Origin of the sequence: Actinomadura pelletieri DSM 43383, from assembly GCF_003634705.1 — a bacterium.
GTDB lineage: Bacteria > Actinomycetota > Actinomycetes > Streptosporangiales > Streptosporangiaceae > Spirillospora > Spirillospora pelletieri.
Genome location: NZ_RBWU01000001.1, coordinates 952,730 through 969,056, shown reverse-complemented (window position 1 = coordinate 969,056; position 16,327 = coordinate 952,730). Strand labels below are relative to the sequence as shown.

Annotated in this window: 17 protein-coding genes; 5 read left to right on the top strand and 12 right to left on the bottom strand. The window is 70.2% G+C overall.

The window, feature by feature from the left end:
• Nucleotides 1–196 precede the first annotated feature (196 nt).
• The 4 genes from murA to purD form a co-directional block, all read right to left on the bottom strand.
• A complete protein-coding gene (gene murA / locus BZB76_RS04445) occupies nucleotides 197–1,483 on the bottom strand; it encodes a UDP-N-acetylglucosamine 1-carboxyvinyltransferase (RefSeq protein ID WP_117397276.1) in 1,287 nt (428 codons plus the stop codon).
• 224 nt (nucleotides 1,484–1,707) lie between these two features.
• The gene (locus BZB76_RS04440) at nucleotides 1,708–2,538 is read right to left on the bottom strand and encodes an MOSC domain-containing protein (RefSeq protein ID WP_121432968.1); all 831 of its coding nucleotides are present in this window, start codon (nucleotides 2,536–2,538) and stop codon (nucleotides 1,708–1,710) included.
• A 22-nt stretch (nucleotides 2,539–2,560) separates the two neighbouring features.
• Nucleotides 2,561–3,871, bottom strand: a complete 1,311-nt coding sequence (gene purB / locus BZB76_RS04435) for an adenylosuccinate lyase (RefSeq protein WP_121432967.1) — start codon at nucleotides 3,869–3,871, stop codon at nucleotides 2,561–2,563.
• A gap of 45 nt (nucleotides 3,872–3,916) precedes the next feature.
• Nucleotides 3,917–5,191 (bottom strand): phosphoribosylamine--glycine ligase, encoded by a 1,275-nt coding sequence (purD, locus tag BZB76_RS04430; RefSeq protein ID WP_121432966.1) that lies wholly within the window; start codon nucleotides 5,189–5,191, stop codon nucleotides 3,917–3,919.
• A gap of 333 nt (nucleotides 5,192–5,524) precedes the next feature.
• On the opposite strand from purD, the gene BZB76_RS04425 reads away from it, so the two are divergent.
• On the top strand, nucleotides 5,525–6,610 hold the full coding sequence (locus BZB76_RS04425; RefSeq protein ID WP_121432965.1) for a magnesium and cobalt transport protein CorA: 1,086 nt from the start codon (nucleotides 5,525–5,527) through the stop codon (nucleotides 6,608–6,610).
• A 253-nt stretch (nucleotides 6,611–6,863) separates the two neighbouring features.
• On the opposite strand, the gene BZB76_RS04420 is transcribed toward BZB76_RS04425, so the two are convergent.
• Nucleotides 6,864–7,316: a MarR family winged helix-turn-helix transcriptional regulator gene (locus BZB76_RS04420; protein WP_121432964.1), complete on the bottom strand. Its 453-nt coding sequence runs from the start codon at nucleotides 7,314–7,316 to the stop codon at nucleotides 6,864–6,866.
• A gap of 89 nt (nucleotides 7,317–7,405) precedes the next feature.
• Here BZB76_RS04420 and BZB76_RS04415 point away from each other — a divergent pair, with 89 nt between their 5' ends.
• Nucleotides 7,406–8,275: an alpha/beta fold hydrolase gene (locus BZB76_RS04415; RefSeq protein ID WP_121432963.1), complete on the top strand. Its 870-nt coding sequence runs from the start codon at nucleotides 7,406–7,408 to the stop codon at nucleotides 8,273–8,275.
• A gap of 1 nt (nucleotide 8,276) precedes the next feature.
• Nucleotides 8,277–9,119 (top strand): EamA family transporter, encoded by an 843-nt coding sequence (locus BZB76_RS04410; protein ID WP_121432962.1) that lies wholly within the window; start codon nucleotides 8,277–8,279, stop codon nucleotides 9,117–9,119.
• A gap of 6 nt (nucleotides 9,120–9,125) precedes the next feature.
• Here the strand turns inward: BZB76_RS04410 and BZB76_RS04405 are convergent, their stop codons facing one another.
• The 6 genes from BZB76_RS04405 to BZB76_RS04380 all read right to left on the bottom strand — a co-directional run bounded on the left by BZB76_RS04405 (nucleotide 9,126) and on the right by BZB76_RS04380 (nucleotide 13,567).
• Nucleotides 9,126–9,944, bottom strand: a complete 819-nt coding sequence (locus BZB76_RS04405) for a glycerophosphodiester phosphodiesterase family protein (RefSeq protein ID WP_246006747.1) — start codon at nucleotides 9,942–9,944, stop codon at nucleotides 9,126–9,128.
• A gap of 2 nt (nucleotides 9,945–9,946) precedes the next feature.
• Nucleotides 9,947–11,230: an adenylosuccinate synthase gene (locus tag BZB76_RS04400; RefSeq protein ID WP_121432961.1), complete on the bottom strand. Its 1,284-nt coding sequence runs from the start codon at nucleotides 11,228–11,230 to the stop codon at nucleotides 9,947–9,949.
• 342 nt (nucleotides 11,231–11,572) lie between these two features.
• Nucleotides 11,573–11,995, bottom strand: a complete 423-nt coding sequence (locus BZB76_RS04395; RefSeq protein ID WP_121432960.1) for a DUF3151 domain-containing protein — start codon at nucleotides 11,993–11,995, stop codon at nucleotides 11,573–11,575.
• 47 nt (nucleotides 11,996–12,042) lie between these two features.
• Nucleotides 12,043–12,537, bottom strand: coding sequence for a GNAT family N-acetyltransferase (locus BZB76_RS04390; RefSeq protein WP_246006746.1), 495 nt, complete (start codon nucleotides 12,535–12,537; stop codon nucleotides 12,043–12,045).
• A 48-nt stretch (nucleotides 12,538–12,585) separates the two neighbouring features.
• Nucleotides 12,586–13,035 carry a winged helix-turn-helix transcriptional regulator gene (locus BZB76_RS04385; RefSeq protein ID WP_121432958.1) on the bottom strand — a complete coding sequence of 150 codons (450 nt, stop codon included), beginning with the start codon at nucleotides 13,033–13,035 and terminating at the stop codon, nucleotides 12,586–12,588.
• A gap of 40 nt (nucleotides 13,036–13,075) precedes the next feature.
• Nucleotides 13,076–13,567, bottom strand: a complete 492-nt coding sequence (locus BZB76_RS04380) for a SigE family RNA polymerase sigma factor (RefSeq protein ID WP_121432957.1) — start codon at nucleotides 13,565–13,567, stop codon at nucleotides 13,076–13,078.
• A 261-nt stretch (nucleotides 13,568–13,828) separates the two neighbouring features.
• Between BZB76_RS04380 and BZB76_RS04375 the strand changes: the two genes are divergently transcribed.
• Complete coding sequence (locus BZB76_RS04375) at nucleotides 13,829–14,899, top strand: hypothetical protein (protein ID WP_211342821.1); 1,071 nt, start codon at nucleotides 13,829–13,831, stop codon at nucleotides 14,897–14,899.
• Entirely contained in the window at nucleotides 14,893–15,732 is an 840-nt protein-coding gene (locus tag BZB76_RS04370; protein ID WP_121432956.1) for a MauE/DoxX family redox-associated membrane protein, read from the top strand. The genes BZB76_RS04375 and BZB76_RS04370 overlap by 7 nt, the downstream gene beginning before the upstream one ends.
• A gap of 305 nt (nucleotides 15,733–16,037) precedes the next feature.
• Here BZB76_RS04370 and BZB76_RS04365 read toward each other — a convergent pair whose 3' ends face one another.
• Entirely contained in the window at nucleotides 16,038–16,307 is a 270-nt protein-coding gene (locus tag BZB76_RS04365; protein WP_147449307.1) for a hypothetical protein, read from the bottom strand.
• Nucleotides 16,308–16,327 lie beyond the last annotated feature (20 nt).

The window sequence follows — 16,327 nt, the reverse complement described above, 5'->3', positions numbered from 1 at the left end:
AGGTATGCGGCGGCCGGTGAGCGTGTTATGCGCGAGCCATGAGTAGCCGGAGCATCACACAACGCTGAACATTTTCCGCGCCCGAAGTTACTCGGGTCGTCAGGAGCCGCGCCCGAGTTGGTCAGGACGGGGCCACATTCGGCCGAAAGAGGCCGTCGGCGCGGCGTCGCTCGGAACGACGCCGCGCCGGGAACGGCTAGCCGACCTCGCGGACGATCTCCGCGCCGAGCTGGGAGAGGCGCTCGGCGGTGTGGGCGTGGCCGCGGTCGAGGTAGTAGGCCGAGGTGATCGTCGTCTCGCCCTCGGCGGCGAGTCCGGCGAGCACGAGGGCGCTGCCGCAGCGCAGGTCATGGGCCTCGACCTCGGCGCCGCGCAGGCCGCGCGGGCCGTTCACCTTGGCGCGGTTGCCGTCGACCTCGATGTCCGCGCCCATCTTGGTCAGCTCGTCGGCCAGCTTGAACCGGCCGTCGAAGATCCGCTCATAGATGTAGGAGGGGCCCTCGGCAAGGCAGGACAGCGCCATGATCGGCGACTGGAGGTCGGTGGCGAAGCCCGGGTACTCGTCGGTGATGACGTTTATGGGACGCAGCGTCCGGTTCCGGCGGACCTGAAGGACCGCGCCCTGCTGGTGGAAGTCGACGCCCATCTGCTCCAGCTTGTCGGCGGCGACACCGAGGTGCTCCAGCGTGGCGCCGACGAGGTTCAGGTCGCCGCCGGTGATCGCGGCGGCCATCACGAACACGCCGGTGTCGATCCGGTCGGGCATCACCGTGTGCTCGACGGCCGTCAGCTCGTCCACGCCCTCGACGGTGATGAACCCGGTCCCACCGCCGCTGATCTTGGCGCCCATCGCCTGCAGGATCGCGATGTTGTCCAGCACCTCGGGCTCCAGCGCCGCGTTCTTGATCAGCGTGGTGCCACGGGCCAGGGCCGCCGCCATGATCAGGTTCTCGGTGCCGGTGTGGGACGGGGTGTCGCAGTAGAGCGTCCCGCCGCGCAGGTCACCGGCCTTGATGTGGATGATGCCGTCGCCGTTGTCGGCCACCTGCTCGGTGACCGTGGCGCCCATCCGTTTGAAGCCGTTGTAGTGGAAGTCGAGGTTGCGGCTGCCGAGATTGCAGCCGCCGACGCCCTCGATGACCGCCTCGCCGAGACGGTGCAGCAGGGCCGGGACGAACAGGAACGAGCCGCGGAACCGGGACGCGATGTCGGCGGGCAGCACCGGGCTGCTCAGCGACGAGGCGTCGATCACCAGCGTGCGTTCGGTCTCGTGCAGTTCGGCCTTGGCGCCGATGGCCCGCGCGAGTTCCACCGCGCGCCGGACGTCCTCGATGATCGGTACGTTGCGCAGAACGGTCCGTCCCGTGCTCGCCATCAGCGAGGCGCCGATCATCGGCAGAACGGCGTTCTTGGCTCCCTGGACGAAGACGGTGCCGTGCAGTTGACGACCGCCGCGCACGCGGTAGCGAACCTCGTGGCCCATGCTGCCTTACTCCTTTTTCGGTGCGGGAAACGTGCCTGCCAGTGGGAGCACGAGGGCCGAGCGCGCCGAACGGTCCCCCCTCTGCGCCAACGCGACCCCAGTAAACCATCGGGCCGGGGGTGTGAGATCCGGCCCGCTGTTCTGTGGGCATCAGTCTGTCCGTTGGGATGCCCGCCGAACAGAGAAAGTTCGCGGTCACCGCAACCGAACTACCCGGATCATGTTCAGGAATGCTGTTCTGACGGGCGACGGTGTTCCAAGACTTCCACCGGATCGCCAAGGGTGAGCCGACCGAGAGTGCGGGGCACACAGTTCTGACCGAACCGGATTCCACGGTCGCGGGTGCGGTAGGTGGCGAGCGTCCGTAGCGGTTCGCGGCCCCGCTCACCGGTGTCCTGGTCGGTGGTGGTGACGACGCAACGGCCGCACGCTTTGACCATCTCGATGACGGTCTCCCCGATGCGCAGCAGACGGACCTCGTCCTCGGCGAACGCGCCGAGCCCCTCGATGACGAGGCTCGGTCGGAACCGGTTCATCGGGAGCGGCTCGTCCAACCGGGAGTTCAGGTCGTCGAGCGACTCGGCGGAGATGACCAGCAGCGGGTACGCGTCGGCGAACATCAGCTCGCCCTGACCGCGTGAGGTGGCGCGGTTTCCCGTGAAACGAACCAGACGGCAGTCCTGGTCGAGGAAGGACGTGAACCATTCCGCCGCCTCATCGCCCTGGTCGACGCCCTGGCACTCCGTCCGGTGGACGGTCACGTCCAGAACGTCGCCGTCGTCCACGGCCTTGTGGACGAGCGGTGCCGCCGCGCCCACACCGTTCACCGTGAGGACCTCGCCGTCATAGGACGGACGCAGCAACGCCATCCGCCCGAGATCCCGCTGGGACATGAACCGCCCGCCCGGACCGACGAGCATGAACTCGCGGTCGAACGGCACGCCCCTGGCGGTCAGTTCCGCGCTTTGCAGTGCGGTGCCACGGGCGCCTTTGAGTGGATAGGCGTTGATCTCGGTGAGTGTCGCCGTCGATGTCGGCGTCGATGTCGCCGTCAATGTGCCTCCGGTCGCGTGTCGGTCACTGGAGAGCGGTCAGGCGGGCGAAGACGGGACCGAGCCGCTCGACGAACCGTTCGGGACGGCAGACCTCGTCCAGGCGCGCCTCGTCCAGCTTCAGGCCCTTCTCGGCGGCGTGCCTGCGGAGCGTCTCGCGGAACGGCGTGCCGGTCTCCCAGGTGTCCATCGCCGCCTGCTGGACGAGCGGGTACGCCTCGTCGTCGCGCGACATTCCGGCCTCGACCAGCTCCAGCAGCACGGTCGAGGTGTAGATGAGACCGCCGGTCGATTCGAGATTGGCCCGCATCCGCGCCTCATCGACGACAAGTCCGGACATGAGGCGGTTCGTCAGGTTCAGCATGTAGTCGAGCGCGATGGACGCGTCCGGCAACGCGATCCGCTCCGTCGACGAGTGCGAGATGTCGCGTTCGTGCCAGAGCGGAATGCCCTCCAGCACCGGGACGATCTGCGCCCGCACGATCCGCGCCATCCCCGCCAACCGCTCGGAGATGATCGGGTTCTTCTTGTGCGGCATCGCCGACGAGCCCTTCTGGCCCTTCTCGAACGGCTCCCACAGCTCGCGGACCTCGGTGCGCTGGCCGTGCCGCACCTCCAGCGCGATCGCCTCGCACACCGTCGCCATGATCGCCAGCGTCGACACCCACTCGCTGATGCCGTCCCGCAACACGACCTGCGTGGACACGTCCGCGGGCCGGAGGCCGAGCTTGCGCGCCACATGCAGTTCGACGGCCGGGTCGATGTTGGAGTACGTGCCGACGGCGCCGGAGATCGCCATCACGCCGACGGCCTCACGGGCCCGCCACAGCCGATCCCGGGACCGGGCCATGGCGAACGCGAAGTCGGCGACCCGGTGACCCCAGACGTCCGGTTCGCCGTGGATGCCGTGCGTCCGTCCGACCCGCAGCGTCGCCTTGTGCGCCAGCGCGTGGTCGCGCAGCGTCGCGACGAGCGTGTCCGCCTTGGCCAGCAGGATGTCGGTCGCCTCGACCAGCTGGATCGCCAACGCCGTGTCGAGCAGATCGGACGACGTCATGCCGAAGTGGACGTACCGGGCCGCCTCACGGGGCTCGGTGTTGTCCGCCCATGCCGACAGGAACGCGATCACGTCATGCTGTGTGACCGCCTCGATCGCGTGCACCGCCTCCGGCGTCGGCGGCGGCGCCGCGCGGACCGGCTCCACCACCTCCGGCGGGATCGTGCCGGCCTCGGCGTGGGCCTCGACCACCAGGGTCTCGACCTGGCACCACAGCTCGTACTTGTGCGCGTCGCTCCAGACGCGTCCCATCTCCGGAAGCGTGTACCGTTCGATCACCCGACGATTGTCCCAGGTCGCACGGCCCGCCGTCCGGGCGGGTCGTCACGCGTCGTCCACAGGGCGCGGCGCGGCGTCGCCCACCGCGCGCAGCGCGATGTCGGTGCGGTGATGCGAACCCCGCATACCGATCCTCGACACGGCGGCATAGGCGGTCTCGCGGGCCGCGGCAAGGCCGGGGCCGGTGCCCACGACGTTCAGGACGCGCCCACCCGAGGAGACGAGCCGTCCGTCCTCGTCCCGGGCCGTGCCCGCGTGCAGGACGTACGCGCCGTCCACCGCGGCCGCCTCGTCCAGCCCGGTGATCTCGTCGCCCTTCACCGGCGCGGCCGGATACCCCTCGGCGGCCACGACCACCGTCACCGCGGCGCCGGGGTGCCACTCCGGCCGGAACGCCGGGTCGAGGCCGCCGAGCGCGCACGCCTGGAGGAGCTTCCCGATCGGGGTCGCCAGCCTGTCCAGGACGACCTGCGTCTCCGGGTCGCCGAACCGCGCGTTGAACTCCACGACCCGCACGCCCTTGGACGTCAACGCCAACCCCGCGTACAGCACCCCCACGTACGGGGTCTCGCGGCGGCGCAGCTCGTCCACGGCGGGCTGGACGACCGTGGTCATGACCTCGTCCACCAGCTCGGGCGGCGCCCACGGCAGGGGCGTGTACGCGCCCATCCCGCCGGTGTTCGGACCCTCGTCGCCGTCGTACGCGCGCTTGAAGTCCTGCGCGGGCAGCAGCGGGACGGCGTGCTCACCGTCGCACAACGCGAACAGGGAGACCTCGGGACCGTCCAGGAACTCCTCGATCACCACCCGCTCGCACCCGGCGGCATGCCGGGACGCGGCCGCCCGGTCGTCGGTGACGACGACGCCCTTCCCCGCCGCGAGCCCGTCGTCCTTCACCACGTACGGCGGGCCGAACGCGTCCAGCGCCTCCTCGACCTGCGCGGACGTCTCGCACACCCGCGCATCCGCGGTGGGGACGCCTGCCTGCGCCATGACGTCCTTCGCGAAGGCCTTCGACGCCTCGATCCGGGCGGCGGCCGCATCGGGCCCGAAACACGGGATGCCGACCCTGCGCAGCGCGTCGCCGACCCCCGCGACCAGCACCGCCTCCGGCCCGACCACCACGAGTTCCACGCGCAGCCGTCCCGCCAGCTCCGTCACCGCCACGGGATCGGTCGGGTCGAGCCAATGATTCTCCGCGATCTCCGCCGTGCCCGGGTTGCCCGGGGCACAGTGCAGAGCGGTGACGACGGGGTCGCGATGCAGGGCGCGGGCGAGCGCATGCTCGCGGCCACCCGATCCAAGGACGAGTACTCGCACGTGACGCGAGCTTACTGGGCCCGCCCCACCGGTAAGGGGCTGAGGCGACCGTCACACCGCGCGGTGTGAACCTCGCCGTTCCGGACGGCGTCCTAAATGTCGGCTGGTAAGCTTCCACGGGCTTGACGGCCCGCTGTCTGGACGCGTGAAAGGAGGTGGTCGGGATGAGTCCTGGTGATCCTTGCGGTTCGCCGGAAAACCCTCACAGTCCGAGCAGGACTGTCCGACCGTCCGCCTCTCTCTGGCGTCCGGCCACGCCTCCAGCGCGCTCCCCTCTCTAACCCCCGGGTCGAGCGCGCGCTGCGTGCGTGGCCGGCGGGTTAGGAGCACCTCATGGCCATGACACGAGTCCGCCCCGGTCGCGTGCTGTTCAAGACGCGTGGCCGCCCGAACGGCGTCCCGGCGCCGCAGCGCGACTCCGCCGTGATCGACTGGGCCGCCTACATCGACGGGCACCGGGCCTCGACCGAGACCGTCGCCGACGCCATCCGCCTCATCCGCGACGGCCGCCTCACCTCCGACGGTGACAGCGCCGGATTCGTCTGGGTCGGCCTGCACGAACCGTCCGCGACCGAACTCACCGAACTCGCCGAGGTCTTCGGCCTGCACCCCCTCGCCGTCGAGGACGCCATCCACGCCCACCAGCGTCCCAAGCTGGAGCGCTATGACGACGTGCACTTCGTCGTCATGAAGACCGTCGGCTACGTCGCCAGCGACCCCGGCGGCACCGAGGCCGTCGAGACCGGCGAGATCATGATCTTCTGCGGCCCCGACTTCGTCGTGACCGTCCGGCACGGCGCCCACGGAGCCCTCGGCCCCGTCCGCCGCGACCTCGAAAAGGACCCGGCCCGCCTCGCGCTCGGCCCCGCCGCCGTCCTGCACGCCGTAGCCGACCGCGTCGTCGACGGCTACGTCGGCGTCGCCGACGCCGTCATGGAGGACATCGACGAGGTCGAGGAGGCGGTCTTCTCGCCCGAACGCACCGACGAGTCCCGCCGCATCTACCGCCTCAAGCGCGAGGTCATCCAGCTCAAGCGCGCCGTCGGCCCCCTCGCCGGACCGCTGCGCAACCTCTCCGGACGCCGCTTCGTCCCCGCCGAGATCAAGGAGTACCTCCGCGACGTCGAGGACCACCTCACCCGCGTCCGCGAACAGGTCGAGGCGTACGACGAACTCCTCAACCCCATCCTCCAGGCCCACATGACCCAGGTCACCGTCGCCGACAACCGCGACATGCGGAAGATCTCCGCCTGGGGCGCCATCTTCATGGTCCCGACCGCCATAGCCGGCGTCTACGGCATGAACTTCGACTTCATGCCCGAGACCCAATGGCGCTACGGCTACCCCATGATCCTCGCCGTCATCACCCTGGCCTGCTTCTCCCTCTACCGCGGCTTCCGCCGCAACGGCTGGTTGTAGCGCTTATTGTATTTTTCTCCTCCTTCGGCCCTGGCGGGCCTCCATCGTCGAAAAACACGGTGCGATCGCTGGCATCGCTCCGACTCGCCTTGCGGCTCGCTGCGCGATCAGGTTTCTCGCAGGCTCGAAACCTGCCTTCGGACGCGATCGCAGTGGTCGAGGTCGTTGCGGGGTTGCGGAGGCGAGCTGAGGTTGGCGCGTTCGGCGGGTTGCTGTTGGCGGTCAGGGCGGCTCCTGGCCGGAGACTCGGGGCTTAGTGGCGGTTGGTGAGGGTTTGTTCGATGCTGGTGAGGGCGTCGAGTTGGGCCGGGGTCAGGTGGTCGGTGAAATGGCGTTGGACGGACGCCAGGTGCGTCGGAGCGGCCTTCTCGTAGGCGTGGCGGCCTGAGTCGGTGAGCAGGACGTCGTCGCCGCGTCCGTCGAGTTGGCAGGGTTCGCGGGCGATGAGGCCACGGCGTTCCATCCGGCCGAGTTGGCGGGACAGGCGGCTGTGGGCCCAGCCCATGCGGGCGGTCAGCTGACCGACACGGATGCAGTGCTCGCCGCTCGACATCGCCGCCACGGCGGACAGCACCTCGAAGTCGGGGAGCGACAGGCCCGACTCGCGCTCCAGGTCACGGGCGATCTCGGCGTCCACGAGCAGTTGAAGGCGGCGGTACGCGCGCCAGGCGTCCTGGGCGGCGGTCTCCGGCTGGGGGCGGGACATGTCAGGGAGTCTACGAGGATTTTTCTTTACATGTAACGGACTCCGGGTCTAGCTTGTTCGTTACATGTAACGATCTGAAGGGACGTGGGATGTCGACCGGTGAGCGGATCGTCAAGGTCAACGGCGTGGAACTGTGCGTGGAGGCGTCCGGCGATCCGGCCGACCCGGCCGTTCTGCTGATTCACGGCGCGGGCCATTCCCTGACGGCGTGGGACGAGGAGTTCGTGAACCGGCTGGTGGCCGGGGGCAGGCGGGTCATCCGTCACGACAGCAGGGACGCGGGCCGTTCGACCGCCTACCCGGTGGGATCACCCGCATACGGGCTCCGCGACCTGGTCGCGGACGCCGCCGCGCTGCTCGACGCGCTCGGTGTCACCGCCGCCCATGTGGTCGGCATGTCGCAGGGCGCGGCGGTCGCCCAGCTCCTGGCCCTGGACCACACCGACCGGGTGGCCTCGCTCACCCTCGCCTCCGGCACGCCCGGCGGTCCCGGCCACCACCACCCCGACCTGCCGGGGATGTCGCGGGAGATTCAGCAGCTCTTCGCGGACGAGCCCGCCGAGCCCGACTGGTCCGACCGGGCGGCGGTCATCGATTATCTGGTCGAGGCCGAACGGCCCTTCGCCGCGCGTTCGCGTCCCTTCGACCGGGACGGCATGCGGGCCGCGGCCGAACGCGTCGTGGACCGGACCGTCGACGTGGCCGCGCAGCTCACCAACCCCTTCCTGATCGACGCGGGTGAGCCCTGGCGCGGACGGCTCGGCGAGGTCGGCGTTCCGACGCTGGTGTTCCACGGCACCGAGGACCCGTTCTTCCCGGTCGGCCACGGTCGCGCGCTCGCGGCGGAGATCCCGGGCGCCCGCTTCATCCCGCTGGAGGGCACCGGTCACGAGGTCTTCCCCCGGCACCGGTGGGACGTGGTCGTCCCGGCGATCCTCGACCACACCGCGGGACGCTGAGGTGATCGCCATCGTCCTCGCGCTGGGCGCGGCCCTCGGCTGGGGAGCCTCCGACTTCCTCGGCGGGTTGAAGAGCCGCGCCGCGCCGCTGCTCACGGTGCTGCTGATCTCACAGTCGGCGGCTCTGGTCCTGGTCACTGTTCTGGTGACCGTACGCGGCGCCGGCCCGCCGGGCATGGGATCGCTCGGTCAGGCCGCCGCGTCCGGGCTCGCCGAGACGGTCGGGGTCGCCGCGCTCTACCGTGGCCTCGCGGTCGGCAGGATGAGCGTCGTCGCGCCCATCGCCGCGACCGCGCCGGTCGTCCCGCTCCTGGCGGGTCTGGCGACCGGGGAGGTCCCCGGGACGATCCAGTTCGGCGGGCTGGCATTGGCGCTGCTCGGGCTCGTGATCACCTCGCGGCGGGCCGGGGGCGAGCAGGACGCGACCTCGCGGGCACTGCCCAGTGTCCTGTACGGACTGCTGGCAGCCCTTGGGTTCGGCGCGTTCTTCTTCGCCATGGACGGCGCGAGCAAGGGCGACGTCGGCTGGGCCCTGCTGACCGCTCGCCTCACCGCGACCGCGGCCGTCGCGACGGTCGTCGTCCTCAGCCGCCATCGCGTCGCCGTGTCGCGAACGGACCTCCCCGCGGTCGCGTCGATCGGCGTCCTCATCGTCACCGCCGACACCCTCTACGCGACCGCCTCGACCCACGGTCTGGTGAGCGTCGTCGCGGTTCTCGGCTCGCTCCACACCGTCGTCACGATGGTCCTGGCGCGCGTCTTCCTGAAGGAGCGGCTGGCGCGTCCACAGCATGTCGGGATCGCGACCTCGCTGCTGGGCGTGCTGACCATCTCCGCGGCGTGACCGGCCTCAGTTCGTGATCCGGTCGGGGTAGTCGGTGACGACGGCGTCCACGCCGTAGGCGGTGAAGCGGGACAGGTCTTCGGGGGTGTTGACCGTCCAGACGATCACGGGGAAATCGGCGGCGTGAGCCTGGTCGACCAAGGCGGAGGTGGTGATCGCCGCTTCGGGGGAGATGGCGGTCGCGCCGATGGTCGTGGCCGTGGCGACCGGGTCGTCCGGTGGATGGCCCGCCAGCCAGGCGGTCTCCGGCGCGAGGGTCTTGGCCTCGAACAGGGCCACGCGGCCGAAGTCGGGGTGGTGTTTGCGGGCCGTGGTCAGGACGCGCCAGTCGAAGGCGAGGAGGCGGGTCCGGTGTGTGAGGGCGTGGGACGTCAGGACGTCGGCCACGGCGGCGGTGAAGTGCTCGATCTCGGCGAGCGGCCAGGTCGGGTCGGTCTTCAACTCGACGGACAGGGTCACGTCCGTCGCGGCCAGCAGCGCGCACGCCTCATTGAGGGTGGGGATGCCGGCGCCCGGGACGGGCACCTGCGTGAACGCCTCATGAGGTCGGGAGCCCGCGTCGATGGTGCGGAGTTGGGCCAGGGTGAGTGAACGGATCTGCTTTCCCACGTAGGGGAAGGCGGGATCGTCGGGCCACGCGGGTGCGGTGTCGGTGAGGTTGGCCGGTGAAAGAGCCTGGTCGTGGTTGAGGACGACCATGTCGTCCGCGGACAGGCCGACGTCGAGTTCGATGGCGTCCACGCCGAGGGCGACCGCGTGGGCGAAGCCGGGAAGGGTGTTCTCCGGCCGCACCCCGCGGGCGCCTCGATGCCCGTGGATCTCCACGCTCAGACGAGCGGGCGCAGGGAGAGGGTCTGGTCGCGGCCCGGTCCGACGCCGATCGCGGAGATACGGCAGCCGGACATCTCCTCCACGGCCCGGACGTACGCCTGCGCGTTCTTCGGCAGGTCCTCGAACTTCTTCGCGCCGCTGATGTCCTCGCCCCAGCCGTCCAGGTGCTCCAGGATCGGCTTGGCGTGGTGGAACTCGGTCTGGGTGGTCGGCAGTTCGTCGACGCGGACGCCGTCCACCTCGTAGGCGACGCACACCGGGACCCGCTCCAGCCCGGACAGCACGTCCAGCTTGGTGAGGAAGTAGTCGGTGATGCCGTTGACGCGGGTCGCGTAACGGGCGATGACGGCGTCGAACCAGCCGCAGCGGCGGTCGCGTCCGGTGGTGACGCCGTACTCGCCGCCGGTCTTGCGCAGGTACTCGCCCTGCTCGTCCAGCAGCTCCGTCGGGAACGGCCCCGAGCCCACACGGGTCGTGTACGCCTTGATGATGCCGATCACGCGGCTGATCTTCGTCGGGCCGATGCCGGAGCCCGCGCACGCGCCGCCCGCGGTCGGGCTGGACGACGTCACGAACGGGTACGTGCCGTGGTCGAGGTCGAGGAGCGTCCCCTGGGCGCCCTCCAGCAGGACGACCTTGTCGTCGTCCAGGGCCTGGTTAAGGATCAGCGTGGTGTCGGCGACGAACGGCTTCAACCGCTCCCCGTACGCCACGTACTCCTGGACGATCGGGCCCGTCTCGATGCGGCGCCGGTTGTAGACCTTCGTCAGGACCTGGTTCTTCTCGCGCAGCGCCAGATCGAGCTTCTGGGTCAGGATGTTCGGGTCGAACAGGTCCTGCACCCGGATGCCCATGCGGTTGATCTTGTCGGCGTAGGTGGGGCCGATACCGCGTCCGGTGGTGCCGATCCTGGCCTTGCCGAGATAGCGCTCGGTGACCTTGTCGAGGGCCCGGTGGTGCGGCATGATCAGATGCGCGTTCGCCGAGATCAGCAGGCGTTCGCAGCTCACCCCACGATCGCGCAGCCCGTCGATCTCCTGGAGCAGCACGGCCGGGTCGATCACCACGCCGTTACCGATCACCGGGACGACGTCGGGGGACAGCACCCCGGACGGCAACAGATGCAGCGCGTAGCTCTGGTCGCCGATGACCACGGTGTGCCCGGCGTTGTTGCCACCCTGGTAGCGGACGACGTAGTCGACGTCCCCGCCGAGCAGGTCTGTGGCCTTGCCCTTGCCCTCATCTCCCCACTGGGCCCCGACAAGAACGATGGCAGGCATGCCACTTTTCCTTCCCACGACGAAGGCCCCGGTCGCCGCAAGCGCGAAGGGGCCTCTTGCGATCAAAGCGTACCCGGACCTGGGCGCCAAGGAAACCGGACACCGGCTCCCCACCACCCCCGACGACTCCGGGCCCAGCAAGAGCGGGCCGTACAGCAGGGCCCCTCGCCAACGTCCCGGCAAGCCCTTGCCTACTCAACCAACACGCCTAAGCCGCGCCTTGACCTCAACAGCGACCGCCCGCCACCCGCGCGGCCCCTGCGCCCTGCGGGGCGGAGAGGTCTTGCGGCGTCGGGCCTCGCCGTCCTCGGGACGCGCGTCGAGCGGTTCTGGGATGACGCCTTAGGACGCGGACAGGGTGTCGGCGGCGGTCGGGCTGCTGTCGCGGAGGAAGGTCCTGCAGCGTTCGGCCTCGTCGTCCTCGCCGATGGCGGCGGCGGCTCGGCCGAGGGCGTGGAGGGCGCGGAGGAAGCCGCGGTTGGGCGCGTGCTCCCACGGGACGGGGCCCTGCCCCCGCCAGCCGGCGCGGCGGAGTTGGTCGAGGCCGCGGTGGTAGCCGGTGCGGGCGAAGGCGTAGGAGTCGATGACGCTGCCGTTCGCGAAGGCGCGGTCGGCAAGTTCGGCCCAGGCGGCCGGGTAGTCGGGGTGCCGCGCGGCGACCTCGAACGGGTCGAGGCCGCCCTCCAGGGCCTTGCGGGCCTCGGGGTGGTCCGGCAGTTCGGTCGGAGGAAGGCCGCCGAGCAGGTTCTGGGTCATGCGGGTCATCGTAAGCAGGCCCAACGTGATCGGTTCAACCGGGCTCGACGGCGCGTTCACACCGGGAGGGGGAGGTGGAAATGCGTGAGGCCGCCTTCCCAGGTGGAGCGCACGGCGGGCCAGCCGCGCCGGATGAGTCGGACGGCACCGGTGTTGGACGGGACGACGTCCGCGTCGAACTCGGTGATGCCGCGCCGTGCGGCGAGTTCGGCGAGGTAGGCGACGAGGACGGTGCCGATGCCGAGACGCTGCCACGGGTCGGTGACGAGGACGGCGATGTCCGCGCGCCGGGGCCGCTTGCGGTGGCGGACGTACTCGGCGATCGCGACGATCTCGTCTCCGTCCAGCGCCACCAGGGCGTCGCGGTCCCAGTGGTCGAGGCCGTCCAGCAGGGCGAGGTAGTGGCGGGGGAGACGGGGGGTGCCGGAGGAGAAGCGGGTGTAGAGGCTGTCGGAGGACAGCCGGTCCGACATCCGCAGGACGCGGTCGCGGTCGGCGAGCCCGTACGGCCGGATTCGCAGGTCGTCCGGTGGCACGGTGAGTTGTTCCATACAACTCATTGGACCGTAGAAGGTTGCGTGAAGCAACCGAGATTCCGATCAGGCGCTCGGGCCGGGGCGCGGGTCCACATCGCCCGGTCCGAGGAACGCTCCACAGACGTCGCAGGTGAACCGCGGGGTCAGGACGCCGGCGCAGCCGCGGTGGCCGATGATCAGAGGCGGTCCCGCGGGCGCGTAGTGGCGGTCGCCCCACATCATCAGCGTCATCACCGCGGGCCACAGTTCGACGCCCTTGCGGGTCAGTCGGTACTCGTGCCGCTCCGGCCGTCGCTGGTACGGGACGCGGCGCAGGACGCCCTCGTCACAGAGCCGGTTGAGCCGGTCGGTCAGGACGTTGCGTGCCACGCCGAGCGCGTCCTGGAAGTCGTCGAAGCGCCGCACACCCTGGAAGGCGCTGCGGATCACCAGCATCGTCCACCGGTCGCCGACGATCTCCAGCGAGCGCGCGAGCGAACAGTGCTGTGACTCGTAGGTGCGGGGTAGTGCCATTCTCTCGACACTACCCAGGTTTCGTCACACAACGCACTGGTCACGACGTGGTCATGAGCTCGCGAAGTTTGGTCATGCCCCGGGACACGGTCGACTTGACCGTTCCGACGCTGACGCCGAGGGTCTCGGCGATCTCCCGTTCCGACATGTCCTCGTAGTAGCGGAGCATGACGGCGAGGCGTTGCCGTTCGGGGAGGCGGCGAAGCGCGCGGCCCAGCACGTCGCGCATCTCGCTGCGGCCGGCGTGGTCCTCGTCCACGGGACGGTCGGGCAGCCGGTCGGTCGGGTACACGTCGAGTTTGCGGCGGCGCCACCAGGAGATCTGTGTGTTGACCATGGCGCGGCGGACATATCCGTCGACGGCGGACGGGTCCTCGATGCGGTCCCAGGCGAGGTAGGTCTTGGCGAGGGCGGCCTGGAGGAGGTCCTCGGCCTCACCGCGGTCGCTGGTGAGCTGGGTCGCGGCGCGGAGCAGCACGGTCCCGCGTTCCGCCACGTACTCGCGGAACTCCTCGTGCCGCGTCCCGTTCACCTCACCACCGGACCAGGGGTTGCGGAGCCGCCACCGGCTCCCGGTATGTCGACGATCGCATGGGAATCGTAATTTCGGGCATACGAAAAATACATATCCGGGTCAACCAGAGAATAATCTTTCTCCCAGGTGGATCGAACGTCCTCCACTCGCTGACTAATCGCGACAAATCCGTCGACAGCGAGAGTCACCGCGCGTGACGCTTGACTCACCGTCCTCACAGCGGTGAGACGGAGTGATGATGGACGCCGGAGCCCCCTGATGCCCCCACCCCCACCCAGTGGTGCCAGCCGCCGCCGACGCCGCGCCGCCGTCCTCGGCACACCCCCCGACGACGCCCGACCGGAGCGGGCACGGCGCCCGCTGGACGTGGTGACCGGGATCGTGCTGGACGCGAGCCCGCACCTGCTCGTGGTGGGCACGTCCGGCGGGGAGGCGCGGCTCGCGATCAGCGAGGCCACGACGGTCTGGCATGGCGGTCGCGGAGGCACCGCCCTGCTCCGACCGGGTCGCCGGGTGGTCGTCCGGCCGCGGGACGCCGGGCCCGGCGCCGCCGATGACGGCCGGACGCCCGCTCGCGTCCCCGGCGGTGCACGCGCCGCCGACCGGATATGGGTCGACATCGCCCGGGTCACCGGAACGATCCTGGCGTGCGGCAAGGGCACCGTGGACGTGGACATGGGCCCGCACCGGGGCCGAACCCGGGTGGAGATCCCGTCACAGTCCCTCGAACGGGTCCTGGTCCGGCATCCGCGGCTGGAACCCGGTTACCTGATCGACGTGATCTGCGTCCGGTCACCGGACGGTCCGCGGGCCATGCTGCCGGGCACGTCCCAGCCGGGTTACCGGGTCAACGATCTCGCCGCGCCGGAGCACGGCGCCCCGGTGCCCGACGTGCTGCGCGGAACGGCGACCTGGTTCGGGGGGCTCGAGGACCGGGGGGACGAGGGGGACGCGGCGGACGGGGCGGCTTACCCGGCGGTCGATGCCGAGGGGGACGCCGGGGGATGCGGAAACGCCCCGTCCGGCTGCGTCGCCTTTCCGTTCCTGTCGCTCGGCAGCGAGATCACCGTCCACAACGAGTGCGACGGGCGCGCCGCAGCGGTGCCGGTCGTCGAATGCGGCTGCGTCGCGGCCCACTACTGCGACCGGTGCGTGGAGTGCGGCGCGTCACCGCGCGGGCGGATCGTGGAGCTGACACCCGCCGCGTTCGCGCGGCTCGGCGGCGACCTGGAGTCCGGCTGCTTCAACACAGCCGTCCGCCCCCTGCCGGACCGGCCGGAAGAGCAGTGCGCCCTCACCAGAGCATCGGGAGTGGGGGCGTCATGGTGACCTCGTTCCAGAACACGCAGGTGTTGCTGCTGGCCTCGGTGCTGCTCGCCGCGTGCCTGGCGAAACTGGCGGTCCGCGAACCGGTGGTGGCGTCCCACCATGTCCACGGTGTGCCGGTCCCGGCGGGGCTCGCCCGGCTGACGGCACTGCGCGGCAGCCGCCGGATGGCGGTCGGGCTCGGCGTCGGCGAGGGGATTCTCGGGCTGGCGTTGCTGGTGACGTCGCACCTGTCGGTGCGCCTGGCGACGACGGTGGCGTTCGCCGCGGCCACCTGGGTGGTCGGCGAGTTGCGGGTCCGCCGCCCCGACGCCGGGTGCGGCTGTTTCGGCGGCCTGTCCAGCCGGAGGGTCGAGCGGCGGAGCGTGCTGCGGGCCATGCTGTTCACCGCGGCGGCCGTCGCCTCACTCGGCGCGCCGCTGGCGGGCCTGGACGTGCTGCGGGACGTCCAGGCGCAGGTGTGGCTGGTGTTCGCGGTGGAGTTGGCGCTGTTCGCGGCCCTGTCCCCCGAACTGCCCGCCCTGCTGGAAAGAGGCGCGCTGCCCCGATGTCCGGGCCGCACGTCAACGCCGTGCGAACGACGACGCAGCCCGATCGAGGAGACCTACACGACGCTGCACGCCAGCGCCGCGTGGTCCGCCTACGAGAACGTGATCGCAAGCGCCACACCGCTGGACGTGTGGCGAGAGGGCTGCTGGCGCTTCGTGGTCTTTCCCGCCCATGTGGACGGCCAGAACATGGAGGTCGTCTTCGCGGTCTCAACGACCGAACGCGACCGAACCGTCCGCGCCACACTCACCCCCTCAGACACCCCCACCCTCTCCACCGCCCTCTAACCCTTCTCAGCTCACCTGGATGCCATCGATTCAGCCTCCCCGCCCACGCAGACGAACACACGATGGTTCGTCCTCCCCGCGCCGACCACCCAACACAACCGAACCACCGGACGACACCACTCCCTCGGAACGAAGGCCCCTCCGCCGTTCCTTGATCTTCTCGGCCGCGTCTGAACGCGCAGCGGAAGGGGGTGCTGGCGGTTCGCGATCCTGCCGCGCACTGACGCCGACGGAAGCGGGCGACCTCTGCCGCTCTATAGGTCTTTCTTGGACGTGCCCAAGAAAGACCTATAGAGCGTTAGGGGCTATTGCCAGCCGCGTTCGGTGTCGTCCTTCGGTAGGTCGCTCTCAAGGTCGGCGAACTCGTCTTCCGGATGCTCGTCGGTTTCGTCGATGCCACCGGCCATGTCGGACGGGTACTCGTCCTGGCCGTAGTAGTCCTGTTCTGGTGCGCCCGGGTCCTGCTGGATGCCGGCTTCGTCGTAGCCGCCCATGGAGGTGGAGAGGTCGTCCTGGGTGTAGTCGCGGTCTGGATCCTGGTGGCGGAACCGATCGTCGTGCTCCATGTCTTCCATTCCCCCGAATTCTCCGCTTC